Here is a 13941-nt window from a genome sequence, read left to right on the forward strand (position 1 = left end):
ATAAAACAGTCAATTTTAACTTATTGCATGCGTCCAACAGATAAATTACTTCGATTAGTCTCTGGTGGCAGACTGTTGTTTGGCACCACACGCGCTTCGCGCATCGTTTCTGTTTCCGCACTCTTCTTTGCTGTTTGCGCATTTGGCGCTGCTGGTGTTGCTCCTTTGGCACCAGACGCGTCTGACCTGCCGGTCAAGCGCATCAAAGAAGAACTCAGCCTGCCTTCCCTGGATGAACAGGTCGCTGCACTTGAAGCGACTGATCAGCAATTCATCCGTGAAGCTACCTTCAAGAGCAGTGAGCAGTTAGCCACTTTCTTGCAGCGCATAGGCGTGGATGATGAAGAAGCGGCACAGTTCATCAAATCAGACAGTATTGCACGCGGTATCCTGCAATTCAGGGCTGACAAAACCGTTGCAGTGAAAACGGATGAAGAAGGTGAACTCCTGTGGTTGCAAACAACTGTCTCCGATGGCCCGGACAAACCAGTCAGAAACATCGTCATCAATCGCGATGCTCATGGCAAACTGACATCTTCTGATGTCACTGCCAAGCTCGAAAGACGTGTGGAAATGGCAACGGCTTATATCCGCACCGCCTTTTACCCGGCTGCCGACGATGCCATGATCCCCTACGGCGTCACTGAACAGGTCAAATCCATGTTCGAGACCAATGTTGATTACCAGCGCCTGCAAAAGGGTGACTATTTCAATATTGTCTATGAAAGCTTCTGGCAAAACGGTGAGCGCGTCCGCACTGGTCGTGTACTCGCAGGTGAATTCAGCAATTCTGGCAAGCTGTATCAGGCTGCCTGGTTTGAAGAAGCTGGCGGCAAGGGGGGTTATTACACTTTTGACGGCAAGTCCCTCAAAAAAGCCTTCCTGAAGTCACCGATAGAATTTACCCGTGTGTCTTCCGGCTTCTCCATGCGTGTGCATCCTATCTCCGGTCAATGGAAGGCGCACAAGGGTGTTGATTTTGCAGCAGCGACTGGTACGCCTATCCGCGCCTCGGCTGATGGCGTGGTTGATTCGGCCGCGCCCAGCAATGGTTATGGCAACTTGGTCGTGCTCAAGCACTGGAATAACTACAGCACAGCCTACGCCCACATGAGCCGTTTTGCTCCCGGCATACACAAGGGCAGCAAGGTCAGCCAAGGTGATGTCATTGGTTATGTCGGCACTACCGGCTGGTCCACTGGCCCGCATCTGCATTATGAGTTCCGCGTCAATAATGAAGCGCGTGATCCGATGAGCATCAACATGACAGAGGCAGCGCCTCTGGCAGCCGCTGAAATGAGCCGCTTCAAAGGTTTTGCTGGCGACATGATTCACCGCTTCAACTTGCTGCATCCTGAACGCATGGCAGAAGTCATGCGTCTGGCGGCCAAGCGCTCATAAGCCTTGGCGGGTTTGGCTGGTTTGGCAGGGGGCGAAGTTATCATACGCAAGGCAGAGACAGAGGATGTCTCTGCCTTGACTGTATTGATATTGCAAGTCTGGCTTGATACCTATGTCAAGCATGGCATCAAAAAGTCGATTGCCGATTATGTGCTGTCTGAACTGACAGCAGCACGCACCGCCGCTTATCTCGCGCAAGAACATACCCACATCCTGCTGGCAGAAATGGATGGCCATCTGGTTGGCTATTGTCAGACCCTGAACGGCAAACGCAATGACCAGGTGCAGGCTGAACGCCAGGCCGAGCTCGACCATCTGTATGTGCATCCTGGGTTCTTTAGTCGCGGCATAGGCCGCCGCTTGCTGGCTGAAGCTGAAGAACATTTACGTTCTCTTGGCGTACAGCAACTCTGGCTGACAGCCTGGGTCGGCAACGATAAAGCCCTGCGCTTTTATCCCAGTACTGGTTATGCCGACATAGGTGCCACCGTCTTCCGCATGGAAAATGAAGAAGTCGCCAACAGAATTTTCTGCAAGACGCTGTAATACTCAATTGATTCTTCTATACTCATGCTGATCAACATACGGGTGGAATCAGCATGCTGCACAATCAAAACAATACGGCAAACATCTACATAGGCCTGATGTCAGGCACCAGCCTCGATGGCGTGGATGGTGTCATGGTGCGTCTGCCCGATTCAGTTGATGCTGCTGCTGATGCTGACACCGGTATGCAAATTATCGCGACTGCCTATATCCCCTTTGACCCAGACTTGCGCCAGCAAGCCATGCGCCTGCAGCAGGCCAGTGACAATGAACTGCATCACGAAGCACTGCTGGCAAATGCACTCGCCAGCACCTATGCCGCTTGCGTCAAAAAGCTGCAGGCATGTGCGCCGGAACATACCGTGCATGCCATAGGCGCACATGGCCAGACTATCCGGCACAGGCCAGAGCTAGGCTATACCCGCCAGACCAATAACCCTTCTTTGATGGCAGAGTTGACGGGGATAGATGTTATTGCTGACTTCCGCAGCCGTGATGTCGCTGCCGGTGGCCAGGGTGCGCCGCTGGTACCCGCCTTTCACCGTGCCGTATTTGGCCGCGCGGGTGCTTCCAGCGTGGTTGCCAATATCGGCGGCATCAGCAATATCAGCGTGCTCGCGGCAGATGGCAGTACCCGTGGTTTTGATACCGGCCCCGGCAATGTATTGATGGATGCCTGGGTGCTGCAACATCAGGGTAAAAGCTATGATGCGAATGGTGACTGGGCAGCACAGGGCGCAGTCATACCAACCCTCTTGGAAAGCCTGATGGACGAAGCTTATCTGCAGATGCCACCACCCAAAAGCACGGGGCGTGATTTGTTTCATCCCGCATGGCTGCAAGGCAAGCTGCAGGGATTCGAGGCTGCATCGCCTGTCGATGTGCAGGCAACTTTATGTGAGTTTACCGCGCTGACGCTGGCTAATGATATTGCCCGCCATGCTGCCGATGCCGCCCATGTTTATGTCTGCGGTGGTGGCGCTCTCAATCATCAGCTCATGCAGCGCTTGCAGACTTTGCTGACAACGCAATCATGTGCTGCTGTCGTCAGCAGCACTGCGGTGCTCGGTGTCGCACCTGAACAGGTAGAGGCCCTGGCCTTCGCCTGGCTGGCACAGCGCTTTTGCCTGCGCTTGCCAGGGAATTTGCCCGATGTGACGGGTGCTGCAGGCGGGCGAATTTTGGGTGCCCTCTACCCCGCGTAGTTTAGCAGGGTGCGCCGTGCGCACCGTAGTCACGCGTGTAAATCCATGCATGCAAATATAGGCAGGCTGGTGCGCACGGCGCACCCTGTAAAAGCGCAGGCGACAGCTAGTGGACTGTAACGGTGAAAGCGGAAGTGAAGGACATGTGCCCGGCGAACCAGGGCAAGGCCGGGTTTGCATAATTACACAGCGATAGCGGGGCTATCGCGAGTATTTGCAACGCAGTCATGGTCGTCGCGCGCATGGCAGGCACTTCGCTTTTCACTGTTACAGTCCACTAGTCCCAAGTTTCTATACAATGGCAAATCAATACTGATACTTTGAGATTGCTTTATGACCCAACTGATTTATGTCGCCGACCCCATGTGTTCCTGGTGCTATGGGTTCGGGCCAGAATTGCTGGCTTTTCTTGATACCGTGCCACATGCCAAAATTGACCTGATCATGGGCGGTTTGCGCGCCTATAACAAACAAGTGCTGGATGATGCTACGCGCAACACTATCATGGGGCACTGGCAGCAGGTGGCAGTGCGTAGTGGCCTGCCTTTCAGTGACACTGCCATGTCACAGCCCGGCTTTGTGTATGACACCGAGCCCGCCTGCCGCGCCGTGGTGACTGCGCGCACGCTGACTGACGATGATACCGGGCGGTCTGCACTGGCCGTCTTCCATGCGGTGCAGCATGGCTTTTATGCGCAAGGGCGTGATGTGCGTGATCCGGCAGTCTTGTCTGAACTTGCCGTCGCTGCGATGAACAAGGTCGAAGGTGAGGGCAGTTTTGATGTGGCCAGCTTTGCCGAAACCCTGGTGTCACCGATGGCCATGTCAGATGCGCGCGAGCATTTTGAGCAGGCAAAAAACTGGGGAATACGCGGCTTTCCGGCGCTCTTGCTCGTGCATGAAGGTGCTCTACACATGCTCGCTTCTGGCTACACCACGCGTGATGATCTGATCTCTACTTTCCAGGCACTGACACAACAATGACAAATAGCATGACTCCACATTTACAGATTGCCCCTATCGCTCCAAATGGCCCTGAATTTTCCCGCATCGTACTTGGCCTGTGGCGGCTCGCCAGTTGGCAGATGACAGCACAGCAAAGAGTGACTTTTCTTGAGAAGGCACTGGCGCTTGGCATTAACACCATAGACCAGGCAGATATCTATGGCAATTACGAAAGTGAGCAATTGCTCGGTGAGGCGATAGCGCTGGCACCGCATCTGCGCGACAAGTTCCAGTTCGTCAGCAAATGTGGCATCAAGCTGGTGTCTGATAATCGCCCTGCCCATGGCATGCAGCATTACGATACCAGTGCCGCACACATCATTGCATCCGCAGAACAATCATTGCATGCGATGCAAATAGAACAGCTGGATTTACTGCTGATACACAGGCCAGACCCCCTCATGGATGCCGATGAAATCGCCGGTGCTTTCCAGCATTTGCAAGACAGTGGCAAGGTCAGGCATTTTGGCGTGTCAAACTTCACCAACAGTCAATTTGAATTGCTGGCATCCCGCTTCCCGCTGGTGACCAACCAGGTTGAATTATCGCTCCTGCATATGCAGCCCCTGCACGATGGCACGCTGGATTTGTGTCAGCGCCTGCGCATTGCACCTATGATCTGGTCGGCCCTTGGCGGTGGCAGCCTGTTCCGTCCCCTGCATGAGCAGGACGAACGTGGCCAGAGTATCAGCACTGTGCTGGCCCGCATTGCTGCAGAGCTTGATAGCAGCCCCAGTACCATTGCCCTTGCCTGGATTTTGCAACATCCATCCCGGCCAATGGTGCTGACGGGTTCAGGCCGTATCGCCGCGATTGAAGAAGCAGTCAATGCTACTGCCATCAAACTCAGCCGTGAACAATGGTTTGCCCTGTGGTGTGCGTCTGCGGGCAAAAACGTAGATTAGTCGGGATTGACAGGCACTGATTGATCAGTTTGTTGATCAACCAGCCTGCCAAATAGCCATATTGTTGCCTTGTGTAAAGTCATTTGTCGCTTTTTGCGAGCAAGGCCGCAATTTCTGTTTGAATCGATAAATGTTGGTATATTATTACCTTTCTGGCCGCTAAATCTGGTCTGGCCCGTTTCGTGATGTGATTGCAGAAGGACAGGATTTGTGACTGTTTTTCAATTCATCCGCAGTAATTTCATGGTGAGCTCTTCGGCACTTGGGGAAACCCATCAGTGGCGTGAGCAGGTTCTGTCGGCCATCCTGTTTTTTGTACTCGCACTTGGTGGCGCAACAGCCATACCCAGCATCGTGCTGGCCATCAGTGAAAACCTGTGGTCAGTCGTCGTGGTGGATATTTTTGCCCTGGGCTGGGTTGCCACGATCTGGCGCCTGCCTTTTTTGAGTTATCAGCAACGCGCCTGGAATTTTTTGCTTTTCCTGTATCTCCTCGGTGTCTGGTTCCTCATCAAGGTCGGCCTGACTGGCTTGATTTATTTACTGGCATTCCCGGTACTGACCTCGTTGCTGCTGAACATGCGGCTGTCCATGTATGCGCTGGTGCTGGCTTCAGTGAGCTTGCTGGGGGTGGGCTATATCTCTGATTCCAATTTGCATGTCTATGGCTTTGATTCCCACCCCTTCATGCAACTGGTGGTGGTGACCATCAATTTCAGTTTTATCACAGCCGTTATGTCCATTTCTTGCAGCGTGTTGTTGCATAGGCTGGATAGTTCTCTTGAACATCAGCATGTCATCGCTGCTTCATTGCAACACGGGCAATCTTCACTAAAAGCAGCGAACGAAGAATTGCGCCTGATTGTTGCTGCCGTGGCGCGTCTCAATGACATCGTCATGATCATCAAGGTCGATATTGATGGCGCCGGAAAGCGCCGTCTCAAGATCGTCTTCGTCAATGATGCCTTCGTGCGCCAGACCGGTTTTAAAAGTGAGGATGTCATCGACAAGTCCCCGGTTTTTTTGCAGGGGCCGCGCACCCAGGTAGATGAAGTCGATAAACTCAACCAGGCATTGCTGTCTTATGAATCGGTTCATATAGAACTGATTTGCTACACCCACGATGGCAGTGAATTCTGGATGGAGGCTGACGTGGTACCGCTGGCTGACGAGCACGGTCTGTTCAGCCACTGGGTTGCTACTGGCCGCGATATCAGCGACCGCAAAAAAGCCCAGGAACATATACACAGGCTGGCCTATTTCGATGTGCTGACAGGCTTGCCGAATCGCCGCCTCTTGCTGGACCGCATGAGCATACTGCTGGCCACCGCCAGACGCAGCAACATGGTCAGTGCCGTGCTGTTCATCGATCTCGACCATTTCAAATACATCAATGATGCGCGCGGCCATGCTGTTGGCGATGCCTTGCTGAACCTGGTCGCGCAAAGACTCTCCAGCAGCCTGCGCGAAGTGGATACGGTGGCCCATATAGGCGGTGATGAATTCGTCGTCATGCTTTGCCACATCTCGAATAATGTGGCAGCAGGTGCCCACGCAGCACAGGCTGTGGCTGAGAAAATCCGTCATTCGATCTCACAGTTTTTTGACATCAATGGCCTGCAATACAGCACGACCTGCAGCATAGGCGTGACCCTGTTGCCAAGAGAAAACCAGAATTCGCACGACCTGCTGCGTGAAGCAGATACCGCCATGTACCGCGCCAAGAGCAGTGGCCGCAACCAGATCGCTTTTTATGAAACCGGCATGCAGACCGAGGTCGAGCAAAGGCTGACCATGGAAAGGGAACTGGGCGAAGCCATCTCAGGTGGGCAGCTGTATATGTATATCCAGGCCCAGGTCGATAGACTGGGTCGGCCAGTGGGTGGTGAAATGCTGATGCGCTGGATACACCCTGAGCGTGGATTTGTGTCACCCGCGCTGTTCATCCCCGTGGCAGAAGAATCCGGCATGATCTTGCGGCTCGGTGACTGGGTGCTTGAACAGGGCTGCCTGGCCCTGCTGCAATTACAGGCGGCAGGCTGGGACATCCCCCTGTCTGTCAATGTCAGCCCCAAGCAATTCCGTCAGCCAGATTTTGTAGGAAAAGTCAGGCGCGTCTTGCGCTACACTGGCGCGTCGCCATCACGCCTGATCTTTGAAGTGACAGAGGGCCTGCTCATTGATAACCTGCAAGACACCATTGCCCGCATGCTGGAATTGACGACGCTGGGCATACGTTTTTCCATCGATGATTTTGGTACCGGCTATTCCAGCCTGGCTTACCTCAAACGCCTGCCTTTGTATGAACTCAAGATAGACAAGAGTTTTGTTCACGATACGCCGGGTGATGCGAATGGCACGGCCATCGTGCAATCGATATTGTCGATGGCATCCCACCTGGGTTTGCGTGTGGTGGCAGAAGGGGTGGAGACCAAGGAGCAGGCAGAATTTTTGATCGCCAACGGTTGCGCATCCATGCAGGGCTTCTTGTTCGCCCGCCCCATGCCGCTGGACAAATGGCTGGCCCTGCAAAAACAGATAGAGCAACCGGGTCAGGAGAGCAGCAGGGTGGTGTAGCGCAGACAGCTTTGCGGTGCACATAGGCTAATTTTAAACGTAGCCGTGTTGTAGGGCGCATGGTAATGCGCCGCATGCCATTTCAACTCCCAGGGGAAAGATGTTTGCCGTGCGTGGCGCGCACCATTGTTTACAACAAATATAGGTTTGCAGTAGCATGTCCGTGTCTCAAACGGTGTGCATGGCGCACCCTGCAAAACCAGTCACTAAGCCTGCTGATAAGTCGCCTGCATCCAGTCGATGAACAACTGCACCTCGGGCCGTATATTTGCCTGGGCCTCATGCACCAGGTAATAGGCATGCGGTGGCGTTGCCAGTTGCGTATCAAACACACGCACGACTTCACCCCGGTTGATCATCTCCTGGGCAAAATGCTGGCGTGTCAGGCCTATGCCATGGCCATGCTTGACTGCTTCCAGCAACAGGCCGAGGTCATCGATGCGCAAGCCTGTCGTTGGTTCTGGCCAGTCCAGTCCCGCCACTTCAAACCATGGCTGCCAGGGTTCCAGCGCAGACCGCAAGAGTCTGGCATGACGCAGGTCTGCCGGCGTCTGTATCGACGGCAAAGATTTCAGGTAAGCCGGGCTGGCGACGGCAAAGCTGGGTTCGACAAATAATTTCTTGGTGACCAGATTAGGATATTCACCGGCGCCAAAACGCACCTCTACATCACTTTCTGACAAGCTCAGGTCATATAGCGGCACAAACAGATAGACTTCAATTTCTATATCGGGATACTGGTGCATGAATTCAGCCAGGCGTGGCATGAACATATAGCGCGCAAAGGTAGGCGGTACCGTCACCTTGACGCGCAACTGGCTGTGCGTGATCTTGTTTGGCAGCGGGAAATCAGACAAGGTGCGCAAGGCTACCCGCACCACATCAAGGTAACGGCGACCAAACTCAGTCAGCGTGACACTGCGCCCTTCACGTACAAAAACGCGCTCGCACAAATGTTCTTCCAGCAGACGTATGCGGTGCGACAGTGCAGAAGGTGTGATGCACAATTCCTCTGCCGCAATCGCAAAAGAACTATGCCGCGCCGCAGCCTCAAAAGCAGATAATGCATGTACCGGTGGTAATCGTGTTGCCATACTCTTCCTGATTTGTTTTATGTAGCGTACTCAAGCACTCGTTAAGAGATCACCTGTAAATCCGGTTGTCGCAATAAAAGACACAGAGGAATTTCGCATATCCTTCGCTTGCTGTTCTCTTTGCTTACTCTGTGCTTACTCTGTGACTCAGTGTCTCTGTGGTGAGTGTTTTTACCAAATTGAATACGGTCTCGATTTATTCTTCAACCTCATCCCACGCAATAATTTTGCCCGGGTTTAAAATATTCTTGGGATCAAATGCATGCTTGAGCATACGCATCATGTGTATCGCATCTGCTCCATGTTCTTCTATCAAAAATCCCATTTTGTGTATGCCCACGCCATGTTCGCCCGTACAGGTACCATCCATCGCAATCGCCCGCGTCACCATGCGCTGGTTGATGGATTCTGCCACTGCAATTTCATCAGTGCTGTCCGGATCTACCAGCATCAGTACATGGAAATTACCATCACCAACATGGCCGATGATGGAATAGGTAATGCCATGGTTTTCACAATCGATCTGGGTCTCGCTGATACATTCAGCCAGGCGTGAAATCGGCACACAGCAATCGGTAGAAATAGAACGTGAACCTGGCCGTAATTGTAGCAGCGCAAAATAGGCATTATGCCGCGCAGCCCACAGGCGGCTGCGGTCTTCTGGCCTGGTGGCCCATTCAAAATCACCGGCACCATTGGCTGCTGCAATTTCTTGCACCAGCTCCGCCTGTTCTTTCACGCCATGTTCTGTGCCATGAAATTCAAACAGCAGTAAGGGCTTGACTGGCAAATTCAGCTTGTCATGTGCATTGATGGCACGCACACCATTCGCATCCAGAAATTCTACCCGCGCAATTGGCACGCCCATCTGTATGGTCTGGATAACGGTATTCACCGCATCGGCATTATCAGGGAAGCTGCACACCGCAGCCGAGATGGCTTCCGGCAAGGGATAAAGTTTGACGGTAACTTCTGTGATAATGCCCAGCGTGCCTTCACTGCCAACAAACACCCGCGTCAGATCGTAACCGGCAGATGATTTTTTTGCGCGCGAACCCGTGCGTATGATGCGGCCATCGGCAGTCACCACCGTCAGCGCCATAACGTTTTCACGCATGGTGCCATAGCGCACCGCATTCGTGCCGGATGCCCGCGTGGCTGCCATGCCACCGAGGCTGGCATCGGCACCCGGGTCTATCGGGAAGAACAGGCCTGTGTCGCGTATCTCGGTATTCAATTGCTTGCGCGTCACGCCAGCCTGCACGGTAGCGGTCAAATCCTCGGCATGCACGGCCACCATCTTGTTCATCTGTGACAAGTCTATCGTCACGCCGCCATGCAGGGCCAGGATATGGCCTTCCAGCGAAGAACCGGCACCGTAGGGTATCACTGGCACATCATGCGCATGGCACAGTCTGACGATCTCGGCGACCTCTTCGGTGCTCTGGGCAAATACCACCGCCTCTGGCGGCATGGGGTCATACGAAGATTCATCGCGGCCATGATGCTCACGCACTGCCAGGGCGATGCTGCAACGGTCTTCCAGCAAGGCTTGCAAGGCATGCAGCAGGCCAGCGGGCAGGGGCTTTCTGACACTCGCCAAAATGGCAGGATGGTTCATAATGCGGTCCGTACAGATAGTGGTGCCCTCTATTATGCTGTGTCCGGCCAGATTTTGCCGTAAGCTTTCCAACTTCCTGCCTTATTTTATTTGCCAGCGGCAATCAGCGTTCAAATATTGCCTGCAAGGCAAGTAAAACCCTGCTGCACTGCTTCAGCCCAGTTGTATGGACTGCGCTTTGGCATCAGCCAGTTTGAACAGCAAATCTTCCAGTGCCGCCTCTGATACAGAACCCAGGTCTATGCTGACTTGCAGGGCTTCATCTTCCTGTGTAATGCCTGACATGAAATGCACGACCCCATACAGGCCCTCGGCATTTTTGACATTGTTATCCTCAACATCAAACCAGGCCATGAACCAGTCTGCCAGGGTAGTAGCTGCAACATCAGGCGCAAGGCCACTGATTTGCAAAGGTAGCCAGTCCCAGGTAAATGGGGTGATGCTTACCTCGGTACCAGACATGCTAAAGCCAAAGGGTTCAAATTCCAGCTGGGTTTTGGCATCCACCGTATGTGACTGTCCGGCATATTCACCCTCTACCGGTATCCAGTCTGCCCGGCAGGGCAAGGCCGGATTGCCTTCCAGAGCGAGTGCACCATCGGCATTGCGGTAAGCAGGTTCGACATGAGCATTATCCTGATTGATGGCAGCAGTCAGCACGGCAACATAAGAGGCGCGTATCGCGCTGAGTAATTGTGTAAGTGTCATGGCGAGATTATATTGATACGCGGCAAGCGGGGCAATCATGGCGGGTGTCCAAGCACCAATACCAGCTATGATGTGCACGCTGCCAGCGGAGAGGATGGTGTATTCAGAGTGTATTCGGGCAGATTTTGCCGTATCCTTTCACACTTCCTTATTTATTTTTCACTTAATTTATTTGCCATGGGTAATCGACTCTCAAAAATCGCAACACGTACCGGCGACAAAGGTACGACCGGCCTCGGTGATGGCAGCCGCGTCGCCAAAGACGCCCTGCGCGTGCACGCCATGGGTGACGTGGACGAACTCAATTCTCAGATCAGCGTCCTGCTGTGTGAAGACATGCCAGAGCAGATGAAGCAGGAATTGTTTTCCATCCAGCACGACCTGTTCGACATGGGCGGCGAACTCTGCATCCCCGGCTACACCATGATCACCGATGCCCAGGTAGAAAGGCTGGATGCGCTGCTGGAAAAATATAATGCAGACCTGCCACCGCTAAAAGACTTCATCCTGCCCGGAGGCTCCCGCGCCGCCGCCATCGCCAACGTCTGCCGCACCGTCTGCCGCCGCGCAGAACGCGCGATAGTCAGCGTAGGCAATGCCGAGGCTATCAATGAGGCACCAAGACAGTATATGAACCGTTTGTCGGATTTGTTGTTTGTGTTGTCGCGGGTGTTGAATAGGTATGCGGGGGGATCGGATGTGTTGTGGGAGAAAGAGCGCCAACGCTAGTCGGAACCCTGATTAAGCTACTGCGCGACGCGATTTTGGGCCTGCGATGCTCGCCGTACTAAAGTACGACTGCGCTTCTTAACCCAAACTAGCGCCGCTCGCTACACTTACTCAGGGTTTCTTGATTGAGTTGCAAATATAAAGACGGTCAATTTTCGATACACAAATTTATTACGGTAACTATAAGTTGAGTATCTAGGCTTGGATTAGATGACTAGAAATTCGCTCAAGAATCAAAAACTTGATGGTTATCGTTTGATTCGGCGATCGTGGGGCAGAATTAAGAGATGACGAACTACTCTGATAAATTCGAAAAAAAAATATGTCGAATTCATACGCTTCTCGCGGGTAGTGGATCTACAGTAACTTGGAACGATAAACTTCCTGATCCTGATAATCCAGATCAAACAAGACAAATTGATGTCACTGTTAAGAGCATTGATAGTTTGACCTTAATTGAATGCAGAATTCATAAAAAAGTTCAGGACGTAAAATGGATCGAAGAACTAATGGGGCGGCGATTAAGTTTACAGGCAGATGCTGTTATAGCGGTTTCCAATTCTGGTTTTACGTTGGGGGCAAAACAAAAAGCAAAGCAGTATGGAATAATACTTCGAGACTTGCAGAGTCTTAGTGAACGAGAAATTCAACAGTGGGGTCGGAATACCAGTGTACTTCTAACATTCTTAGAGTACGCAGAGGTGGAGATTAATTTTGTTGTAAAAAGTGTATTGGGACATACATCGTCCCTTGACAACATATTAAAAAGCTTTGAATGCACAAATACTTTATACGGCATATTTGAAATGGCTTCCGATGCAATAATTTCAAAAATTCCGACTAATAAGAAATGCCGTTTCAGCGCTAGCTTTAAAGCCCATAAACTTGCTATTACAGAAATACCAATTGAAGAAATAAGATTTAGAGCAATTGCAAAAAAAATAATACAAAATCTTCAAATACCGTCAGTTGTCGCCTATGACGCGCCGCACGTTAAAACTACTCAAAGGGAAGTGACTATTGCGGAAGTTGCATTTGGCGATTTTGAAATTACGCAGTCTTCAAACAATGTCTTTGTTGTCATTGATCTCTCTCCATTGGAATGTCCTCCCAACTCTCAATTTATATCCGTCAATTTTGATTTTGGTAGAACAGTAAAAATCAGACATATTGAAATTCTGGGGCCGCATCAATTTTCAATTCCGCTTGAAGCTATCAAATTTGGCTTGATAGTTGTTTAGTAAATTGCCCTCTTTAAACACCATCGCAATTGCTTTGGAAAAAATTAATTTTTTAAAAAACCGCAACTTAGCGCTGCGGGTTTTTGGGTGTAAGAGGTGCTAGTGTTTTACTTCACAAACCAACTTACTGCATATGCCACCCATGACTAACCGTGATGGATTGGCCAGTCAATGCATTGGTGCCAAAGGCCGCGAGGAATAGCGCAGTTTGGGCGACGTCTTGTACGGTCGTGAATTCGCCATCGACGGTTTCTTTCAGCATCACATTCTTGATGACTTCTGCTTCGGTGATGCCGAGTTCTTTTGCCTGTTCCGGGATTTGTTTATCGACCAGTGGGGTACGGACAAAGCCGGGGCAGATGACGTTGGCGCGGATATTGTTTTTGGCACCTTCTTTGGCAACGGTTTTTGCCAGACCGATCAGGCCATGCTTGGCTGTGACGTAAGGGGCTTTCAGTGGGGATGCTTCGTGGGAGTGGACTGAGCCCATGTAGATCACACTGCCGCCTTTGCCGCCAGCGATCATGGAACGCATGCAGGCGCGAGTGGTCAGGAATGCGCCGTCCAGATGGATAGCGAGCATTTTTTTCCAGTTATCCAGACTCAGGTCAACCAGCGGGCTGATGATTTGTATGCCTGCATTGCTGATCAGGATATCGATGTTGCCGTAGGCAGCGACTGCGTCAGCGACGCCTTTATCGACCTGTGTTTCGTCAGTCACATTCATCGCCACTGCCATGGCGGTACCACCGGATGCTTCGATTTCTTTGGCGGTGGCTTGTGCTGCTTCCAGGGCCATGTCGGCGATGACGATTTTTGCGCCTTGTTTGGCGTATTCGATGGCGATTTCTTTGCCTATGCCGCTGGCGGCACCGGTGATGAGGGCGACTTTATTATTGAGTAACATGT

At 52.1% G+C, this 13941-nt stretch carries 13 protein-coding genes; 8 read left to right on the plus strand and 5 right to left on the minus strand.

The window, feature by feature from the left end; all coding sequences use genetic code 11:
* Positions 1–27: 27 nt before the first annotated feature.
* From ACO0LN_RS06215 to ACO0LN_RS06225, 3 genes are read left to right on the plus strand one after another with little or no spacing between them, the layout of a single operon-like run.
* The gene (locus ACO0LN_RS06215; RefSeq protein ID WP_422971972.1) at positions 28–1401 is read left to right on the plus strand and encodes a peptidoglycan DD-metalloendopeptidase family protein; all 1374 of its coding nucleotides are present in this window, start codon (positions 28–30) and stop codon (positions 1399–1401) included.
* A 12-nt stretch (positions 1402–1413) separates the two neighbouring features.
* Positions 1414–1947 carry a GNAT family N-acetyltransferase gene (locus ACO0LN_RS06220; RefSeq protein ID WP_422971974.1) on the plus strand — a complete coding sequence of 178 codons (534 nt, stop codon included), beginning with the start codon at positions 1414–1416 and terminating at the stop codon, positions 1945–1947.
* A gap of 53 nt (positions 1948–2000) precedes the next feature.
* Positions 2001–3152, plus strand: a complete 1152-nt coding sequence (locus ACO0LN_RS06225) for an anhydro-N-acetylmuramic acid kinase (protein ID WP_422971976.1) — start codon at positions 2001–2003, stop codon at positions 3150–3152.
* A 106-nt stretch (positions 3153–3258) separates the two neighbouring features.
* Here ACO0LN_RS06225 and ACO0LN_RS06230 read toward each other — a convergent pair whose 3' ends face one another.
* Positions 3259–3417: a hypothetical protein gene (locus ACO0LN_RS06230; protein ID WP_422971978.1), complete on the minus strand. Its 159-nt coding sequence runs from the start codon at positions 3415–3417 to the stop codon at positions 3259–3261.
* Positions 3418–3485: 68 nt separating this feature from the next.
* On the opposite strand from ACO0LN_RS06230, the gene ACO0LN_RS06235 reads away from it, so the two are divergent.
* From ACO0LN_RS06235 to ACO0LN_RS06245, 3 genes are all read left to right on the plus strand, one after another.
* Positions 3486–4136: a DsbA family protein gene (locus tag ACO0LN_RS06235; RefSeq protein ID WP_422971980.1), complete on the plus strand. Its 651-nt coding sequence runs from the start codon at positions 3486–3488 to the stop codon at positions 4134–4136.
* Between the two features lie 8 nt (positions 4137–4144).
* The gene (locus tag ACO0LN_RS06240) at positions 4145–5062 is read left to right on the plus strand and encodes an aldo/keto reductase (RefSeq protein WP_422971982.1); all 918 of its coding nucleotides are present in this window, start codon (positions 4145–4147) and stop codon (positions 5060–5062) included.
* A gap of 243 nt (positions 5063–5305) precedes the next feature.
* Positions 5306–7639, plus strand: a complete 2334-nt coding sequence (locus ACO0LN_RS06245) for a putative bifunctional diguanylate cyclase/phosphodiesterase (protein ID WP_422971984.1) — start codon at positions 5306–5308, stop codon at positions 7637–7639.
* Positions 7640–7845: 206 nt separating this feature from the next.
* Here ACO0LN_RS06245 and ACO0LN_RS06250 read toward each other — a convergent pair whose 3' ends face one another.
* The 3 genes from ACO0LN_RS06250 to ACO0LN_RS06260 form a co-directional block, all read right to left on the minus strand.
* The gene (locus tag ACO0LN_RS06250; protein ID WP_422971986.1) at positions 7846–8733 is read right to left on the minus strand and encodes a LysR substrate-binding domain-containing protein; all 888 of its coding nucleotides are present in this window, start codon (positions 8731–8733) and stop codon (positions 7846–7848) included.
* Between the two features lie 196 nt (positions 8734–8929).
* Positions 8930–10354 carry an FAD-binding oxidoreductase gene (locus tag ACO0LN_RS06255; RefSeq protein ID WP_422971988.1) on the minus strand — a complete coding sequence of 475 codons (1425 nt, stop codon included), beginning with the start codon at positions 10352–10354 and terminating at the stop codon, positions 8930–8932.
* Positions 10355–10507: 153 nt separating this feature from the next.
* Complete coding sequence (locus tag ACO0LN_RS06260; protein WP_422971990.1) at positions 10508–11062, minus strand: hypothetical protein; 555 nt, start codon at positions 11060–11062, stop codon at positions 10508–10510.
* Positions 11063–11239: 177 nt separating this feature from the next.
* Here ACO0LN_RS06260 and ACO0LN_RS06265 point away from each other — a divergent pair, with 177 nt between their 5' ends.
* Together ACO0LN_RS06265 and ACO0LN_RS06270 are read left to right on the plus strand one after the other, a co-directional pair.
* A complete protein-coding gene (locus ACO0LN_RS06265; RefSeq protein WP_422950709.1) occupies positions 11240–11791 on the plus strand; it encodes a cob(I)yrinic acid a,c-diamide adenosyltransferase in 552 nt (183 codons plus the stop codon).
* Positions 11792–12078: 287 nt separating this feature from the next.
* Positions 12079–13032, plus strand: a complete 954-nt coding sequence (locus ACO0LN_RS06270) for a restriction endonuclease (protein ID WP_422971992.1) — start codon at positions 12079–12081, stop codon at positions 13030–13032.
* Between the two features lie 124 nt (positions 13033–13156).
* Here the strand turns inward: ACO0LN_RS06270 and ACO0LN_RS06275 are convergent, their stop codons facing one another.
* Positions 13157–13939 carry a 3-hydroxybutyrate dehydrogenase gene (locus tag ACO0LN_RS06275; protein ID WP_422971994.1) on the minus strand — a complete coding sequence of 261 codons (783 nt, stop codon included), beginning with the start codon at positions 13937–13939 and terminating at the stop codon, positions 13157–13159.
* Positions 13940–13941: the final 2 nt, after the last annotated feature.

Origin of the sequence: Undibacterium sp. TC9W (assembly GCF_049339865.1) — a bacterium.
In the GTDB taxonomy this organism is placed as follows: domain Bacteria; phylum Pseudomonadota; class Gammaproteobacteria; order Burkholderiales; family Burkholderiaceae_D; genus Undibacterium.